Origin of the sequence: Variovorax sp. PAMC 28711 (assembly GCF_001577265.1) — a bacterium.
Lineage (GTDB): Bacteria > Pseudomonadota > Gammaproteobacteria > Burkholderiales > Burkholderiaceae_C > Variovorax.
Window position 1 is genome coordinate 1,519,794 of sequence record NZ_CP014517.1, and the last position, 16,987, is coordinate 1,536,780.

General features: G+C 66.4%; 17 protein-coding genes. 8 read left to right on the forward strand and 9 right to left on the reverse strand.

Annotated elements, in window-relative coordinates; all coding sequences use genetic code 11:
- Positions 1 to 3 precede the first annotated feature (3 nt).
- Entirely contained in the window at positions 4 to 270 is a 267-nt protein-coding gene (locus AX767_RS07560) for an acyl-CoA-binding protein (RefSeq protein WP_068630066.1), read from the forward strand.
- A gap of 6 nt (positions 271 to 276) precedes the next feature.
- On the opposite strand, the gene AX767_RS07565 is transcribed toward AX767_RS07560, so the two are convergent.
- Genes AX767_RS07565 through AX767_RS07575 form a run of 3 tightly spaced genes read right to left on the reverse strand, consistent with a single transcriptional unit; the run spans position 277 to position 3,837 of the window.
- Positions 277 to 615: a polyhydroxyalkanoic acid system family protein gene (locus AX767_RS07565; protein WP_068630068.1), complete on the reverse strand. Its 339-nt coding sequence runs from the start codon at positions 613 to 615 to the stop codon at positions 277 to 279.
- Positions 608 to 1,768 carry an aminopeptidase gene (locus tag AX767_RS07570; protein ID WP_082754901.1) on the reverse strand — a complete coding sequence of 387 codons (1,161 nt, stop codon included), beginning with the start codon at positions 1,766 to 1,768 and terminating at the stop codon, positions 608 to 610. Before AX767_RS07570 ends, AX767_RS07565 begins: the two co-directional genes overlap by 8 nt.
- Positions 1,765 to 3,837, reverse strand: coding sequence for a molybdopterin-containing oxidoreductase family protein (locus AX767_RS07575; protein ID WP_068630070.1), 2,073 nt, complete (start codon positions 3,835 to 3,837; stop codon positions 1,765 to 1,767). Before AX767_RS07575 ends, AX767_RS07570 begins: the two co-directional genes overlap by 4 nt.
- 74 nt (positions 3,838 to 3,911) lie before the next feature.
- On the opposite strand from AX767_RS07575, the gene AX767_RS07580 reads away from it, so the two are divergent.
- Entirely contained in the window at positions 3,912 to 5,036 is a 1,125-nt protein-coding gene (locus AX767_RS07580) for an ABC transporter substrate-binding protein (protein ID WP_068630072.1), read from the forward strand.
- A gap of 310 nt (positions 5,037 to 5,346) precedes the next feature.
- Here the strand turns inward: AX767_RS07580 and AX767_RS21320 are convergent, their stop codons facing one another.
- The 4 genes from AX767_RS21320 to argE all read right to left on the reverse strand — a co-directional run bounded on the left by AX767_RS21320 (position 5,347) and on the right by argE (position 8,838).
- Positions 5,347 to 5,685 carry a hypothetical protein gene (locus tag AX767_RS21320; protein WP_156480992.1) on the reverse strand — a complete coding sequence of 113 codons (339 nt, stop codon included), beginning with the start codon at positions 5,683 to 5,685 and terminating at the stop codon, positions 5,347 to 5,349.
- Positions 5,686 to 5,739: 54 nt separating this feature from the next.
- Positions 5,740 to 6,114, reverse strand: a complete 375-nt coding sequence (locus tag AX767_RS07585; protein WP_210392575.1) for a GIY-YIG nuclease family protein — start codon at positions 6,112 to 6,114, stop codon at positions 5,740 to 5,742.
- 278 nt (positions 6,115 to 6,392) lie between these two features.
- Positions 6,393 to 7,613: a DUF445 domain-containing protein gene (locus AX767_RS07590; RefSeq protein ID WP_068630074.1), complete on the reverse strand. Its 1,221-nt coding sequence runs from the start codon at positions 7,611 to 7,613 to the stop codon at positions 6,393 to 6,395.
- 10 nt (positions 7,614 to 7,623) lie between these two features.
- Complete coding sequence (gene argE, locus AX767_RS07595; protein WP_210392577.1) at positions 7,624 to 8,838, reverse strand: acetylornithine deacetylase; 1,215 nt, start codon at positions 8,836 to 8,838, stop codon at positions 7,624 to 7,626.
- Between the two features lie 162 nt (positions 8,839 to 9,000).
- Here argE and AX767_RS07600 point away from each other — a divergent pair, with 162 nt between their 5' ends.
- The 3 genes from AX767_RS07600 (at position 9,001) to AX767_RS07610 (ending at position 12,490) form a co-directional block, all read left to right on the forward strand.
- Entirely contained in the window at positions 9,001 to 10,131 is a 1,131-nt protein-coding gene (locus tag AX767_RS07600) for a glycerophosphodiester phosphodiesterase (RefSeq protein ID WP_237288593.1), read from the forward strand.
- A 68-nt stretch (positions 10,132 to 10,199) separates the two neighbouring features.
- Positions 10,200 to 11,399 (forward strand): M20 aminoacylase family protein, encoded by a 1,200-nt coding sequence (locus AX767_RS07605; RefSeq protein ID WP_068630078.1) that lies wholly within the window; start codon positions 10,200 to 10,202, stop codon positions 11,397 to 11,399.
- Positions 11,396 to 12,490 carry a M14 family metallopeptidase gene (locus AX767_RS07610; protein ID WP_068630079.1) on the forward strand — a complete coding sequence of 365 codons (1,095 nt, stop codon included), beginning with the start codon at positions 11,396 to 11,398 and terminating at the stop codon, positions 12,488 to 12,490. Before AX767_RS07605 ends, AX767_RS07610 begins: the two co-directional genes overlap by 4 nt.
- 12 nt (positions 12,491 to 12,502) lie before the next feature.
- Here the strand turns inward: AX767_RS07610 and AX767_RS07615 are convergent, their stop codons facing one another.
- Together AX767_RS07615 and AX767_RS07620 are read right to left on the reverse strand one after the other, a co-directional pair.
- Positions 12,503 to 13,279, reverse strand: coding sequence for a type III pantothenate kinase (locus AX767_RS07615; protein WP_068630081.1), 777 nt, complete (start codon positions 13,277 to 13,279; stop codon positions 12,503 to 12,505).
- A gap of 30 nt (positions 13,280 to 13,309) precedes the next feature.
- The gene (locus tag AX767_RS07620; protein ID WP_068630083.1) at positions 13,310 to 13,741 is read right to left on the reverse strand and encodes a rhodanese-like domain-containing protein; all 432 of its coding nucleotides are present in this window, start codon (positions 13,739 to 13,741) and stop codon (positions 13,310 to 13,312) included.
- 90 nt (positions 13,742 to 13,831) lie between these two features.
- Between AX767_RS07620 and AX767_RS07625 the strand changes: the two genes are divergently transcribed.
- Genes AX767_RS07625 through gorA form a run of 3 tightly spaced genes read left to right on the forward strand, consistent with a single transcriptional unit; the run spans position 13,832 to position 16,814 of the window.
- A complete protein-coding gene (locus tag AX767_RS07625) occupies positions 13,832 to 14,257 on the forward strand; it encodes a CopG family transcriptional regulator (RefSeq protein WP_068630084.1) in 426 nt (141 codons plus the stop codon).
- Positions 14,258 to 14,284: 27 nt separating this feature from the next.
- Entirely contained in the window at positions 14,285 to 15,400 is a 1,116-nt protein-coding gene (locus AX767_RS07630) for an extracellular catalytic domain type 1 short-chain-length polyhydroxyalkanoate depolymerase (protein WP_068630087.1), read from the forward strand.
- 43 nt (positions 15,401 to 15,443) lie between these two features.
- Positions 15,444 to 16,814: a glutathione-disulfide reductase gene (gene gorA, locus AX767_RS07635; RefSeq protein ID WP_068630089.1), complete on the forward strand. Its 1,371-nt coding sequence runs from the start codon at positions 15,444 to 15,446 to the stop codon at positions 16,812 to 16,814.
- Positions 16,815 to 16,987: the final 173 nt, after the last annotated feature.

The window sequence follows — 16,987 nt, forward strand, 5'->3', positions numbered from 1 at the left end:
CGCATGCCTGACACCAACGACCTCCAAACCCGATTTGAAGCCGCCGAGGCCCAATCCAAACTGCTGCCGGAGCGCCCCGACAACGTGACGTTGTTGAAAATCTACGGCCTCTACAAGCAGGCGACGCAAGGCGCCAATGCCGAGAAGCGGCCGAGCTTCAGCGACTTCGTGGCACGCGCCAAGTGGGACGCATGGACGGCCCAGAAAAGCCTCAGCGCCGACGACGCGAAGCAGGGCTACATCGACCTGATCGACTCCCTGCGCGGCTGACCCCGGTCACCACTTGCCGTAGGCCCCGTCGTCGTCGTACTTCGGCTCGGAGGCCGCGGTGCCGAGCAGTTCGTCGAGGTTCTTCGATATCTTGCTTTCGATCTGGTCGCTGAAGCTGCTGAACAAAAAGCCGAGGTTGGCTTCGAGCAGAAAGCGGTCGGCGGTCACCTCGAGGGTTCCGTCCATGCCGGCGCGCGAAAACTGGGCCGTGTCGCAGGCGTCGCCTTCGACATAGTTGCATTCCATGCCGTACTCCTCGCGCGCCTGCGCAATCCATTGGTGCGCGGCCTCGCGTGCGGCTTCGATGCCCAGCGTGTGTTGTCGTTCGATATGGATGTCAGGCACCGCGGTCTCCGTGTTGGGGTCGATGGGTCGTTGTCGAAGGCGCCATCATCGCAGCCGCCGAATCGGGCCCGGGTGGGACAAGCGCGCCCAGCGCCGCCATCCGCTGTAGCTTCGGGAGCTTCGCCAGTTGCTTCACGGCCGCATAGAAGCGCGGCCAGTCGCGACCTTGCTGCACATAGAGCGCCTCGAAGTTCGGCACCAGGTCGTCGTAGGCGCCCTGCGCACCGAACATCGCGTTGTTGGCGCGCGCGACCCAGCCGTCGTAGGCGCCCTGGCGCGGGCCGGGCCAGCTCGCGCGCAGAACGGCGTAACGCGCGTGAAAGTCACTCATGGCCTTTGCTTTCAGGTCGGCCAGCGCTGGCGAGTCGCGCGTTGCGGTGTCTCCGGAACCGTAGATGGCGGTCAGCGTGCGTCGCGTCTCCAGGGTGAGCGCGCGGAACTGCTGGCGGCGCGCGTCGAACTGTGCGTAGTCGCGGCGCACGCTTTCGCTGCCTTCGCGCTGCAGCCACATCGCGCCACCGATGCGCTCGACCGCCGTCGCGAACGACTCGTTGAAGAGCGTGTCGTCCGGCACATACAGCACCTGGTGCGCCAGCTCGTGGAAGACGATGCGCGCCAACTCGCCATCGGGATAGCCGATGAAGGTCGACAGCAGCGGATCGCCGCCGGCCCAGTCCAGCAACCCGAGCGTGGAGTACGCCGGCACCGGATAGACCGCGACTTCAAAGCCGTCGGCCGCTTGCTGCGCGGCCTCCGCTTTCGCTGCCACCTCGTCGTAGTAGCCGCGATAGCCGACGCAGCCTGCGACCGGAAAACACCAGGTCTTGAGTTTGAGCGAGTATTCCGGCGCCGCCACCACGTTCCACAGCGCGGCGGTGCGGTGCAGGTCGGCATAAGCCGTGTAGCTGCGGTTGTCGGGGAGACCGAGCTCGTCCGACGCGAAACGGCGGATGCGCTGGGTGAGTTCGAGCTTGGCGCGGAGCGCGGCCGATGTGGTCGGGTCGCCGAGCCAGTCGGGCACCGGGCGTGCCGCGCGCAACACGCCGAGATGGCCGCTAGCGGACTGCCAGTAGTAGCCGAGGTTGCTGCAGCCGGCGAGCGCCGTTGCCGCCGCCACAACGACCACCCCGAGCGCTGCCGTCCGCCATTTCATGGCGCGGGCACCGCCTCGACCTGCACCAGGCAGTCGTAGAAGGTCGGGCCGCGGCCGATGTCGGTCAGGCGCTGGCTGGTGAGCTGGTTGACGTTGGTGCCGTCCATGCCGAACTTGCGCCACCAGATGCCCATGCCGTGCACCACGCCCTGCCGGGCGCGGCGCGAGACCTCGGCGCGGCAGCGGTGCTCGCCGCGCGCGTTGAAAACCCGCACGGTGGCGCCATCGACGATGCCGCGCGCGGCCGCGTCGTCGGCGTGGATTTCGAGCAGCGGCTCGACCTCGATCGCGCGCAGGCTTTTCACGTTGACGAAGGTCGAGTTGAGAAAATTGCGCGCCGGTGGCGAGATCATCGCGAGCGGGAATTCGGCCGAGCTGCCGGCCGGCTCCCAGTTGGGCACGTGATCGGGCAGGCCATCCTGCCCCTGCGCCTGCAAGCGCGGGCTCACGAATTCGCAGCGGCCTGAAGGTGTCGGGAAATTGCCGTTCGCGAACGGCGCCTCGGGCACGTTCACGCTGGTGAAGCCTTGCGCTTCGAGCTGCGCGTAATCGATCGCACCCTCGGCGAACGCGGCGCGGCACAGCGCCTCGTCGTCGTCCGCGAAGCACGGCTCGTCGAAGCCCATGCGGCGCGCGAGTTCGCGGAACACCCAGGCGTTGCTGCGCGCCTCGCCGCGCGGCGCGACGGCCGGGCGATTCAGCAGCACGTCGGTGTGGCCGTAGCTGGTGTGGATGTCCCAGTGCTCCAGTTGCGTGGTGGCGGGCAGCAGATAGTCGGCGTAGTCGGCGGTGTCGGTCTGAAACTGCTCCATCACCACGCAGAACAAGTCTTCGCGCGCGAAGCCCGCCGCCACCTTGGCCGACTCCGGCGCGACCGCGACCGGGTTGCTGTTGTAGACGATCACCACCTCGACCGGCGGCCCGTCAGACAGCGCCGCCGCGTCGCCCGTGAGCGCGTCGCCGATGCGCACCATGTTCACCGTGCGCGGCCGGCGGCCGGCCAGCAGATCGGGCCGCTGCAACGCCGCCCGGTCGATCGGAAACTGCCCCGAGCTGCTCAGCAGCAAACCGCCCGCGCGATCGCGCCAGGCGCCGACCAGCGCCGGCAGGCTGGCGATCGCGCGTGCCGCGTTGCCGCCGCCGCGCACGCGCTGCATGCCGTAGTTGAGGCGGATGGCTGCCGGCTTCGTGGTGCCGTACGCCCTGGCCAGCGCGACGATCTGCGCCTCGGGCACGCCGCACACCTCGGCCGCGCGTGCCGGCGGCCACTGCAACGCGCGCTCGCGCAAGGCGTCCCAGCCGAGCGTGTGTTCGGCGATGTAGTCGTGATCGAGCCAGTCGTTGACGATGAGTTCGTGCATCAGCGCGAAAGCCAGCGCCGCATCGGTGCCGGGCAGCAGCGCGATGTGCTCGTCGCATTTGTCGGCCGTTTCGGTCCTGCGCGGGTCGATGCACACCAGCCTGGCGCCGGCGCGCTTGGCCGCTTGCGCGTGGCGCCAGAAATGCAGGTTGCTGCCGATCGAGTTGCTGCCCCAGATCAGGATCAGCTTCGCCTCGGCGAAAAATTCGACCCGCATGCCGACCTTGCCGCCCAAAGTAAAACCTAAGGCCTCACCCCCTGCGGTCGAGCAGATCGTGCGGTCCAGAAGCGACGCGCCGAGCTTGTGAAAAAAACGACGGTCCATCGATTCGCCCTGCACCAAACCCATCGTTCCGGCATAGCTGTAAGGCACAATCGTTTCAGGATGTTTCTTGGACCGCAGCTGCTGCGCGATGGCGTCGAGCGCCGCATCCCACGACACCGGCTCGAATTGGCCAGCGCCTTTGGGGCCGCAACGCTTCATCGGTTGCACCAACCGCTCCGCGTGGTCGTTGCGCTCGATGTAGCGCGAGACCTTGGTGCACAGCACGCCTGCGGTGTGCGGGTGGGCCGGATTGCCCTGCAGCTTGACGGCGATGCCGTCCTGCACCGTGGTGACGAGCGCGCAGGTGTCGGGGCAATCGTGCGGACAGGCGCCAAGCACCGTCGCGAGGGTTGCAGGGGCCGGCTGGAGGGATGTAGGAGTCATCGAATAAGCACCGTGGCGAGAGCGACGGAGAAGTCTAGTTTGTGCGCGGGCGCCGCGTCGTGAGGGGTTTTCAGATGATCAACCGAAGAATTTTTTCCCTTGGCGCTGGAGCTGCTGCGCTCGGCGGTGCCGGTGTCGTGCGCGCGCAGAGCGAGACGCCGATCGTTCTCGGGCAGTCCGCCCCGTTCACCGGCCCGGCCGCGCAGCTCGGCATCCAGTTCTACCAAGGCGCCAAGCTGTACCTCGACCAGTACAACGCCGTGCCGGGTCACCGCGATGTGCAGATCAAATTCCTGGACGACGGCTACGAGCCCGAACGCACCGCCGCCAACACGAAGAAGCTGATCGACGACGACGCCTTCGCGCTCTTCGGCTACATCGGCACGCCGACCAGCCTGGCCGCACTGCCGCTGGCGGTGAAAGACAAGGTGCCCTTCATCGCGCCCTTCACCGGCGCCATGGCATTGCGCGAACCGTTTCATAAAAACGTGTTCCACATGCGCGCCTCGTACAACGACGAGACCGCGCTGATCGTCAAGCAGCTCACGCACCTGGGCCTGAAGAAGATCGCGGTTTTCTACCAGAACGACGCCTACGGCAAGGCCGGGCTCGACGGCGTGAACCTCGCGCTGGCACAGCTGAACCTGCAACCCGCGGCGCAGGCCACGGTCGAGCGCAACTCGGTCGACGTCGGCGACGCGGTGAAGAAGATCGTGGCGGCCCGACCCGACGCCGTGGTCCAGGTGAGCGCCTACAAATCGTGCGCCGCGTTCATCCGCGAGGCGCGCAAGGCCGGCTACGGCGGCACGTTCTTCAACGTGTCGTTCGTCGGCACGCAAGCGCTGTCGGACGAGCTCGGCAAGGAAGGCGCCGGCGTGGTCGTGACGCAGGTCGTGCCCTCGCCCTACAACCCGGCCAACGGCATCACGCGTGACTTCGCCGAAGCCCTGCGCAAGAGTGGCGGCGACACCAAAGCCAACTTTTCAAGCATGGAGGGCTACCTCGCCGCCCGGGTGCTGACCGAGGGCCTTCGCAAGACCTCGGGCAAGGCCACACGCGACGGCCTGATCGCCGGGCTCGAAGGCATCGACCGCCAGCAGTTCGGCGGCTTCGAAGTTTCGTTCTCGCCGAAGAACCATGTGGCATCCAAGTTCGTCGAGCTGTCGATGATCACGGGGGATGGGCGGATTCGGACTTGATCTGCTATTGAATTAATAGCTATTAGCGCCTGACTGGCGCGGGCTGCAGGCACTTTTGGCTTGCAAAGCGTTGTCGATGGTGAGAGCGCCCGGCACGCGGAGCGCCCTGCCCGCCTCCCCACTGCGCGGGCCCTGCGGGCTGCCTTGCGGTACTCGACTCCGGCGGGGTCCGCGCAAACTCGCTGCGCTCAAACACGCGCAGCCCTGATCCGCCTGCGTCTGCGCTCCTCAGCCGCGCACAGGGGAGGCGGGCAGGGCGCTCCGCGTGTCGGGCTTGGTGCTGATCGCTCGCGACTCGCCCAAGCGACACCTAGCCGGCATCCTTTCTCTCGCCGGCAGAAGCAAGTCGAATGGATGTTGGCGATAAAACTTGCACGGAGATTGTTGCCATTTCGTGCGAATGAATTTGGAACCAGTCTCTGAGCGCAGCTCCCCCCATTACTCGCGGCGTGCGATTCGGATTAGCGGTGCGGTTAATGGTCCCGAGCGCGGCATTTTGGGCGTCGCCAAGGAACAGTTCGATCGTTTCGCCATCGCTACCCAGATAAGTCTGTGCAGCGACGCTCACGTTGAAAAATCCAGTATTAAAGTAGGTCCGCTGCAGAACAAACCGAAAGGTCTCAGCGAATGGAATCGCCGCCTCTGCCATCAGTGCGTTGACTGCGGCATCAGGTTCCGCGACTTTCTCGGGTTTGCCACCATTTCAAGGCGGGTCGAGCACCCGAATGATGTCATCTTCCAGCGCAGCGGCCAGGTTCAAGTGAAACCTACCGTAGTGCAACAGCCCGTTGTCGGGGAGTGCCAAGATTTCGACAGCTGAACCAGCATCGAGGGCGTCAAGCAATCGCCGGTTGTTACTGATATTTGTGGTCTGAGTCTTGCCAGGATTTCTGTAGCCCGACATCCGAGTAGCAAGCATGCGAACGGTCTTCCCGACGTACATGACAACGCCATCACAGACGAAGGCGTAAAGGATGTTCTTCTGTGCGGAGTGTCGCGTGAGCTCAACCCTCAGTTTTCCAGCATCGTTGAACCAATTGCCGGCGGGTTCAAAGCCAATCTCGAGCAGGCGATTCATAAGCTGCATTTTGACGCCTCGCATTTGTCCCAAGCGGCGCGATGTAGTCGAGTGCGCTCGACAACCTGTCCAGCGTCGGTGGGCGGTGTGCCTGTGGGCGAGCGTCAGCCTGCGGCGAGCACCGCAGCAAAAGACGGATCAGGGCCGCGCTTGTTTGAGCGAAGCGAGTTTGCGCGGACCCCGTCTTTGGCGAGGAGCAGCAGCGAAGTCCGAAGGACCGCAGGCGCCAGCCGCCCACAGGCACACCGCCCGCCGACGCCGCCCGCACTGTCACGCACTCACGCAAACAACTGCGTCACCGAATAGATCAGGAGCCCGACCAGCCCACCCACCAACGTCCCGTTGATCCGGATGAACTGCAAGTCCCGACCGATGTTGCGCTCCAGCTCATCGGTCATCTCGTCCGCGTTCCACTCGCCCACGCGCTCGACGATGTAGCGGCGGATGTCTTCGCGGTAACGGTCGATCGCGGCGGGGGCGGCGGCTTCGATCTGTTCGTTGATCCAGCGGCGGATCGCCTCATCGCGCTGCAGCCGCGCGCCGAGCGAGGTGGCCATGGTCACCACGCGCTGGCGGATGCCCGAGTCGTGGCGTGACAGGTCGTCGTTCAACCACGCGAGCAGTTCAGTCCACAGGCCGTGCGCGTACTCGGCAAGTGCCGGATGCGTTTGCAGCTCGGCACGGATCTGCTCGCCGCGCGCCTGGAACTCCGGGTCGTGCTTGAGGCGCACCACGAAATCGTCGACGAAATGATCGAAGCGACGGCGCAGCGGATGGTCGGGTTCGGCCGCCAGTTCGGTGAGGGTGCGCGCCACGGCCGCCACGATCTTGCGCGTCGCGAGCTTGGCGGCCAACTGATCGAGGCCGACGTAGCGCAGCGTCTTGATCTCGCGCGCGATGGCTTCGGTGATGCGCTCCTGCAATTCTTCGCCTTCGATGAGACCAGCGACCTGCACCAGCACATCGTCGAGCAGCGCCTGGTGCCGGTTGCCTGCGGTGAGCCCATCGAGTGCTTGGCCGAGCAGGCGCGACAGGTCGACCTGACCGAGGCCCGCGACGACGGTGCGGCCGAGAAAATCGCGCACGCGCGCATCGTCGAACGCGGTGAGGCCGTAGCGCACCACCGTCACCGCGTGGTCGCCGAGCTTCGCCGCGTTGGCCGGCGCCGCCAGCCAGTCGGCGATGCGCGCAGCCGGGTCGAACTGCTTGAGCTTCCCGAGCACCTGCGTCGTGCTCAGAAAGTTGTTGCAGATGAAGCCGGCAAGGTTGGCGCCGATGCGGTCCTTGTTGGCCGGGATGATCGCGGTGTGCGGGATCGGCAGGCCGAGCGGGTGGCGGAACAGCGCCACCACCGCGAACCAGTCGGCGATGGCGCCGACCATCGCGGCCTCCGCGAACGCGGCCACGTAACCGAGCCACGCATGGCGCGGCTCGAACGCCTTGGCCAGCGCATACAGCAGTGCGGCAGCGCAGAGCAGGCCGAGCGCGACGCGCTTCATGCGGCGACTTTCAGCGAATCTCTTGCGTGTTGGCCAGGCCGTGCATGAACAGCTCGCAGCGCGCGAGCTGGTCGAGCGACACGTATTCGTCGGGCTGGTGCGCCTGCGTGATGCTGCCGGGGCCGCACACCACGGTCGGGATGCCGGCGTTCTTGAAGAGGCCGGCCTCGGTGCCGAAAGCGACGAGCGTGGTGCGGTCTTCGTTGGCCAGGCGCTGCGCGAGTCGCGTGACCGGATCGGCGGCCGACCCCAGAAAGCTCGGCACTTCGCAGATCGTCTCGAAGCTGAAGCCGGCGTCGGGCGCGACCTTTTTCATGGCCTCTTCGGCGCGCGCGGCGTAGGCGACGACTTCCTTTTGCATGAGCTGGGCGTCGGCGGTCGGCAGGTTGCGGAATTCGTAGCGGAACTCGGCATCGCGCGGCACCACGTTGTCGGCGATGCCGCCGTGGAACTGGCCCACGCTCGCGGTGCTGAAGGGCACGTCGAAGCCTTCGTAGCGCTTCTCGGAATTCTCGAAGCCGTCGGCCATGTCGCGAAGGCGGGAGACCACGCGCGCCGCCATCTCGATCGCATTCACCGACTGCGGCGTGAGCGACGAATGCGCCTCCTTGCCGCGCACGCAGCACTTGTAGCGGTACACGCCTTTGTGCGCGATGGCCGGCACCATGTTGGTGGGCTCGCCGATGATGCAGGCCAGCGGCTTCACGCCCTGGTCCTTCATGTCGGCGATGAGTTCGCGCACGCCGAAGCAGCCCACTTCTTCGTCGTAGGTGAACGCGAAGTGCACCGCGAACGGCGAGGTGCTTTCCATGAAGCGCTCGGCGTTGGCGAGTGCGATCGCGATGAAGCTCTTCATGTCGGCGGCGCCGCGGCCATACAGGCGGGCCTCGGCGCGCTGGATCTCGCCGTCTTCGCGCAACGAGGCTTGTGGCCAGTCCTGCACCATCGCCGAAAGCGGATCGATGCTCCAGTCCTGCCCGTCCCAGGGCACCGTGTCGGTGTGGCCCGAAATGATCACGCCGGCCGGCTTGCCCGCGCCGAGCGTGGCGAAGAGATTGGCCTTGGTCTTGTCGGCGTTGTAGGTGAGACGGCTGCGCACGCCGAGGCCGGCCAGGTGGTCGCGCACGAAGTCGATCAGTTCCAGATTGCTGTTCGCGCTGACCGTGTTCATGCGCACGAGCGTCTGCGCGAATTCGAGGCTGCGGGAGGAAAGAATGTTCGCCATGGATCGATTGTCCGAAAAGTCGGCATGCAAGATGCGTGCGCCATTGAAGTGTCACTCTGCCGGTGTACGCTGCCGTTTTACCCTGCCGGAGGCGACCCGCTCATGAAACCAATTGCAACCGCGCTCACAACAGCGGCCGTCTTGTGTCTTTCTGCCTGCAGCATGCCGCGGGCTGCTCCCAACGGCCTGCTCACGCTCGACGGCAAGGCACCGCTGGTGGTCGCACACCGCGGCGCGTCCGGCTATCTGCCCGAAGAAACGATCGAAGCGTATGCGCGTGCCGTCGACCTCGGCGCCGATGTGATCGAGATGGACCTGCTGGTCACGAAAGACGGTGTGCTGGTCGCACGCCACGACCCCAACCTGTCGATCAGCACCGACATCGCGAAGCATCCGGAATTCGCTGCGCGCAAAAAGACGATCAAAGTCGATGGCGAGACGCAGACCGGCTGGTTCGTCCAGGACTTCACGCTGCGCGAGCTCAAGACGCTGGGCGCCATTTCGACCGATGCCGAACGCCCGCAGGAATTCAACGGCAAGTACAAGGTGGCGACATTCCAGGAAATCCTCGATTTCCAGAAAGCCAAGACGCTCGAGACAGGCCGCCCCATCGCGATCTACCCGGAAACCAAGAACCCGACCTGGTTTCGCGACATGGGCCTGCCCATGGAAGACAAGCTCATCGCGATGATCAACGCCGCCGGCCTCAACAGCAAGACGGCGCCGATCTTCGTGCAGTCCTTCGAGCCCGGCAGCCTCAAGTACATGAAGAGCAAGGGCCTGAACACGCGGCTGATCCAGCTCATCGACGGCGACGGCATCGACATGAAGACCGGCGCCATGACGTACGCCGTGCCGGTCGACCGCCCCTACGAATGGACCCAGGCCGGCGACATGCGCACCTTCAGCGTGATGGTCACGCCGGCCGGCCTGGCCGAGATCAAGACCTATGCCGACGGCATCGGCCCATGGAAGCGCTACATCGTCAGCATCCAGGGAAACATGGGCGCCGACGGCAAGGCCATCGACGCGAACAAGGACGGCAAGGTCAACGATGCCGACGCCAACTCGATCGCGCCGACCACGCTGGTCGCCGATGCGCACCAGGCCGGACTGTTCGTGCACCCTTTCACTTTCCGGAACGAAAACCGTCGACTCGCAGCCGACTACAAGGGCGATCCGAAGAACGAGTACCTCGCCTACTACCGCCTCGGCGTGGACGGTGTCTTCACCGATTTCACCGACACGGCGCTGGCGGCCCGCGCGACCTACCTGAAAGAAATCGGGCGCTGAGTCGTTCGTGGGGAAACACGGCACGGGTTTTGCGGGCATGGACCGCAAAGCCTAGACTGTCTCCCCATATGAAACTCATCGATTCCCTCGTCACGCAGGCGGCCGGGATCGCGTCGATCCGGCGCGATATCCACGCCCATCCAGAGCTCTGTTTCCAGGAGGTGCGCACGGCCGATGTGGTCGCGGCGAAGCTCACCGAATGGGGCATCCCGATCCACCGCGGCATGGCCACGACCGGGGTCATCGGCATCATCAAGAACGGCAACAGCCCGCGGGCCATCGGCCTGCGTGCCGACATGGACGCACTGCCCGTGACCGAGCTCAACGGCTTCGCGCACAAGAGCACGCACGAAGGAAAGATGCACGCCTGCGGCCATGACGGCCACACCGCGATGCTGCTGGCCGCGGCGCAGCATTTCTCGAAGAACCGGAATTTCGACGGCACCGTCTATTTGATCTTCCAGCCCGCGGAAGAAGGCGGCGGCGGCGCGCGCGAGATGGTCAAGGAAGGGATCTTCGAACAGTTCCCGATGGACGCCGTGTTCGGCATGCACAACTGGCCCGGCATGAAGGTCGGCCAGTTCGCGGTGAGCCCCGGCCCGGCGATGGCGTCGAGCAACGAGTTCCGCATCGTCATCCGCGGCAAGGGCGGCCATGCCGCGCTGCCGCACACCGGCATCGATCCGGTGCCGATCGGCTGCGAAATGGTGCAGGCCTTCCAGACCATCCTCACGCGCAACAAGAAGCCGACCGATGCGGGGCTGATCTCGGTGACGATGTTTCATGCGGGCGAAGCGGTCAACGTGATCCCGAACAACGTCGAGCTGCGCGGCACGGTGCGCACCTTCACGCTCGAGGTGCTCGACCTGATCGAGTCGCGCATGAAGCAGGTCGCGGAGGGCCTCTGCGCGGCGCACGGCGCCGAGTGCGATTTCGAGTTCGTCCGCAACTACCCGCCGACCATCAATTCCGCCGACGAAGCGAACTTCGCGCGCCGCGTGATGGCCGGCATCGTCGGCGCCGACAACGTGCTGACACAGGAACCGGCGATGACGGCCGAAGATTTCTCCTTCATGCTGCTGGCCAAGCCGGGCGCGTATGCCTTCATCGGCAACGGCGACGGCGCGCACCGCGAGATGCACCACGGTGGCGGTCCGTGCACGCTGCACAACGCGAGCTATGACTTCAACGACGACCTGATCCCGCTCGGTGCGACCTGCTGGGTCGAGCTGGCGGAACAGTTCCTGAAACCGGGAGCCGCCGCGTGATCGGGATTCCAGACGCTTTCTCGCCCAGCTACGCCGTCGCGCGCCAGAAATTCCTGAAGGCGGCTGCCGACGCAGGTCTGCAGGTCGATGCCAACGTGCATCCGTCCAAGGGCCGTGACGGCGAAGAGCTGTCGATGGACATCGCCTTGGACGGCTCGCCCGATGCCATGCGCCTCCTGATCGTCACCAGCGCGTGCCACGGCGTCGAGGGCCATTGCGGCAGCGGCGTGCAGGTGTTCGCGCTGCACGACGACGAGTGGCGCGAGAAGGCGCGAGCTGCAGGCGTGGCGGTGATGTACGTGCACGCGCTCAACCCGCACGGCTTTTCGCACCGCCGTCGGGTCACGAACGAGAACGTCGACCTGAACCGCAACTTCGTCGACTACACGAAGCCGCTGCCGGTGAACGCCGCCTACGCCAAGCTGCATGCGCTGCTGCTCCCGGACGCGTGGCCACCGACCGAAGAGAACCAGGCCGCCATCAACGGCTGGATCGCCGAGCACGGCACGACGGCCTATCAGGCGGCGGTCACGGGCGGGCAGTACCAGTTTCCCGACGGACTCTTCTTCGGCGGCCAGGCCCCGACCTGGAGCAACCAGACCTTCCGCAAGGTGCTGAGAAAATACGCTCAGTCCGCGCGCCAGCTCGCCTGGATCGACCTGCACACCGGCCTCGGCCCGAACGGCCTGGGCGAGCGGATCTTCGCGTGTCGCGACGACAAGGCCGCCTATGCGCGCGCCAATGCGTGGTGGGGAACGCCCGCTGCGCCGGTCACCTCGATCTACGACGGCTCGTCGACATCGGCTTTTCTCACCGGGCTCATGTGGAGCGCGATCTACGACGAGTGCCCCGACGCCGACTACACCGCCATCGCGCTCGAGTACGGCACCCAGCCGATCCTGGAAGTGACCGGCGCGCTGCGCGCCGACCACTGGCTGCACAAGCATCCCGAAGCTCCTGCCGAACTCACCGACGCGATTCGCGCGGGGACGCTGGCTGCGTTCTACACGGACACGGATGCCTGGAAAGGTCAGATCGTCAGCCAGGCCCGGCAGGCGCTGTTCCAGGCAGTGGACGGGCTGAGCGGCTGATGCCGCGCGGCGTCAGCTCGCCAACGCGCGATCCTGCGCGATGACGAGCAAACCATCCATGATCAGGCTCTCGACCAGATCGAAGCTGCCGTTCATGGACGGTGCCATCTTCCACCCTGCGCCACCCGTCATGTAGCAGACCGGTTCGGCCCCGCAGCGCTGGCGCAGGTGCTGCACCATGCGCTCGACCGCGCCCGCGATGGCGTACGTGCCACCGCTGGTGAGCGCATCGCTGGTGTTGGTCGGGAACTCCCGCACTTCGCCGGTCGGGACGTGCAGGCCAGCCGTGCCGGATTCCAGTGCGCGCAGCATGATGCCGTGGCCGGGCAGGATCAGCCCGCCCAGAAATTTGCCGTCGGCATCCACCGCTTCGACCGTCACGGCGGTGCCGATCATCACCACCACCATCGGCCGGGCGGCACCGTGCTGCTGCAGCATGCGGTGGCGCGCGCCGATCATCGCGACCCAGCGGTCGGCGCCCAGGCGCGTCGGATGGTCATAGCCGTTCACGATGCCGGCTTCAGCCCCGCTCGACACGACCCAGCGCGGCGCACAGTCGAAGCGTTCGTGGAGCTGCTCTTCGGCGCGCCGTCGCACCGCATCGCCGGCCACCACGCAGCCGAGCATCGAGGTCGGCTGCGGCAGGTCGGCCCACGGGCCCTCGGCCAGCCGCTCGATGTGGTCGAGAAATTCAGCGCCCTGCCCAAGCAAGGGAGCGCCCGGCCGTGGCGCCTCGTAGAGCGCCCACTTGAGCCGGGTGTTGCCGATGTCGATTGCGAGGAAGGCCATTGGCCGGATTATTGCGCGCGGGCAGCAGGCCTAGTTCTGCTTCCAGGGCAGGCCGCGAAAACGCCAGCCGCCGGTGCGCCCGCGCTGGCCCTGCGCATCGGGGTTGCCTTCGAAGCCTTCGAGGATGTTGTAGGCCTCGATGCCCAACTCGGTCGCGCGCCGGGCGGCCGCGATCGAGCGCACGCCGCTGCGGCACAGGAGCACCACCTTCTGGCCAGCGGGCACGGCGGCGCGCAGCGCGGCATCGAAGCCCTCGTTCATTGCCATTCCGGGCCACTGCTTCCAGGCCACCGGCACGGCGCCCGGCACGTAGCCGACCCACTCGCGTTCGGCATCGCTGCGCACGTCGACCAGCACGGCATCGCCTGCCGTCACCCAATGCGCGGCCATCGGCGGCGAGATGTCCCCGGCGTAGCCCTCGGCGGGTTGGACCGGGTCGGAAGGTGTGTGGGAAAGCGTCATGGAGAAATTGTGACAGCGGCCCGGGATTTAGGCATTCCTATCAATTTCCATCCCTTGACCATCCATACAGATGGTTTTATGCTCTGAGCCATGCCTCAAGCGACCGCACCCCTTCCCGCCAAAGTCAAACCGCTCGATTCCGAAAAAATCACGATCAACCTCGGCTACGTCGATCTCGGCCAGATCGACCTGCTCGTCGCCGAGGGCTTCTATTCGAACCGCACCGACTTCATCCGCACCGCCATCCGCAACCAGCTCACCGCCCACGGCGACGCGCTTCGGCAGGTGGTCGCCCGCAAGATGCTGGTGCTCGGGCTGCAACAGTTTTCTGCCGCCGATCTCGAGGCGGTGCGCGCCGCCGGCCAGACGCTGCAGATTCGCGTGCTGGGCCTCGCGACCCTCGCGGCCGACGTGACGCCCGAACTGGCGCTGGCCACCATCGAGTCGATCACCGTGCTCGGCGCGTTGCACGCCAGCGGTCCGGTCAAGGTCGCGCTTGCCGGCCGCATCCACTGACATCCGAACAATCCGAAAGCAGCGCCCATGAACCCCCTCTTCCAACGCCTGATGAACGAAGCCACGCGCCTCACCCGCGGCGGCAACCTGCAGGACGCCACCGACGCGATCCAGCGCGCATTGCGTGGCGAGCCGAGCGTCGCAAGCGCGCCGACGCCAATGCCTGCGGCCGATGCCCCGCCGCACCACGCCGCCGTTGTCATCGACGTACCGGCGCGCGTGGTCGGCGATGAAGCCGTGCCCATGCAGCGCACCGACAGCGCGTCCGAGCAGTGGACCGACGGCAGCTTCACCCACCAGGGCCGCACGCTCGCTTACAAGCTCTACCTGCCGCCAGCGGCCCGCGCGATCGCCGACGCCCCACAGCGCCTGCCGCTCGTGTTGATGCTGCACGGTTGCACGCAGAACCCCGACGACTTCGCGGCCGGCACGCAGATGAACACGCTGGCGCGCGAGCTCGGCGTCGCGGTGCTGTACCCGGCGCAGACGCAGCCCGCCAACCCGCAAAAATGCTGGAACTGGTTCAAGCCGCAGCACCAGCAGCGCGGTCGGGGCGAACCGGCGGCGCTGGTCGCGCTGACGCAGTCGGTCATGGCGGCAAACGGCATCGACCCGGCGCGCGTCTACGTGGCGGGCCTGTCGGCAGGCGGCGCGATGGCGGACATCCTCGGACGCAGCTACCCCGACGTTTTCGCAGCGGTGGGCGTGCATTCGGGCCTGCCGGCCGGCGCGGCGCACGACGTGATGTCGGCCATGGCCGCGATGCATGGCGGCCCGGCCATGGCACACCGAACCGACGCGTCGCCGATGCCGCCGCTCATCGTTTTCCACGGCGATGCCGATGCCACCGTGAGCGCGCGCAATGGCGAGGCGGTGGTGGCGGGCGCGCTCGGCGCTCGCAACGCCGGCGACGCAGCACCACAGCGCGCAGCCGAAGGCGCTTCGGCCGGGGGCCAGCGCTTCACGCGCACCGTGTACGCCGCAGCCGACGGCCATCAGGCTGTCGAATACTGGCAACTGCACGGCGCGGGACATGCGTGGTCCGGTGGCAGCGCACGCGGCAGCTTCACCGATCCACGCGGCGCCGACGCCAGCAGCGAAATGCTCCGCTTCTTCCTCGCACATCCGAAAGCCAACGCTTGATGACAATGCAAGCCCGCTACAGTCATCGCGAAGGAGCTTTTTGATGCGCACATACGACTTCGATCTCTTTGTCATCGGCGGTGGCAGCGGCGGCGTGCGCGCAGCACGCATGGCCGCCCAGCGGGGTGCGCGCGTGGCCGTGGCCGAGGCCGCCGAGCTGGGTGGCACCTGCGTGAACGTCGGCTGCATTCCCAAAAAGCTCTACAGCTATGCGGCCAGCTACGGCGAGGCCTTCGAAGAAGCCGCCGGCTACGGCTGGCGCGTGCCGCCCGAGGCGCCGCAGCTCGACTGGTCGCTGCTCAAGTCGCAGCGCGCGCGCGAGATCACCCGGCTCAACGGGATCTACGGTGCGTTGCTGCAGAACGCCAACGTCAAGCTGCTCAACGGCTGGGCGCAATTGCTCGACGCGCACACGGTGGATGTCGACGGGCAGCCCTTCACCGCGCGGCACATCCTCATCGCGACCGGCGGCACGCCTTTCGTGCCGGAGCTTCCGGGCCGCGAGCACGCCGTCACTTCCGACGGCATGTTCGACCTCGACCCCTTTCCCAAGCGGCTGCTGGTGGTCGGCGGCGGCTACATCGCGTGCGAGTTCGCATCGATCTTCAACGGCCTCGGCGCGACGGTCACGCAGGTGCATCGCCGCGCCCATGTGCTGTCGGGCTTCGACGACGACGTGCGCCAGTTCGTTTCTTCCGAGATGGGCAAGGCCGGCGTCGACCTGATGCTGAGCACCGAAGTCCAAAGCATCACGCGCGGCGCGAACGGGCTGGAAGTCATGCTGTCGCACGGACGCCATCTCGAGGTCGACACGGTGTTGATGGCGACCGGGCGCGTGCCCAACACCCAGGCACTCGGGCTCGAAGCCGCGGGCGTCGCGGTCGACAAGCGCGGCGCGATCGCGGTCGATGGGCACTACAACACCTCGGTGCCGTCGATCTACGCGGTGGGCGACGTCTCGACCAGCGTGCAGCTCACACCGGTCGCGCTGGCCGAGGCGATGGTGGTGGTCGACGCGCTCTTCGGCGAGCGTCGGCGCCGCATGGACTACGAGTTCATTCCGACCGCCGTCTTCACGCATCCGAACATCGGCACCTGCGGTTATTCAGAAACCGACGCGCGCGCGAAATACGGCAAGGTCACGGTGTTCTCCAGCGAGTTCCGGGCGCTGCGCCACACGCTGTCGGGCAGCACCGAGCGCACCTTCATGAAGCTGATCGTCGACACGGCGAGCGACCGCGTGGTCGGCCTGCACATGGTCGGCGCGGACGCCGGCGAAATCGTGCAGGGCTTCGCGGTGGCGATGCGCGCGGGCGCGACCAAGGCGCTGTTCGACAGCACCATCGGCATCCACCCGACGATGGCGGAAGAATTCGTCACGATGCGCGATCCGGTGGCGGGGTCGATGGCCTGAGCGAAGGGCTGTCTCCAAGGTTCACGACCGGGGTTGCCGAATACTTTTGCCTGCTTGAGATCGCCGGGCATCCACTGTTTAATAATTTTTCACAAAGATTAATCGGCTCCAGCTGGGCGTCACCAGCTTGTCGAGGTGCCGGGTACTGCCCCCCATCCTCTTCGAATGACCCA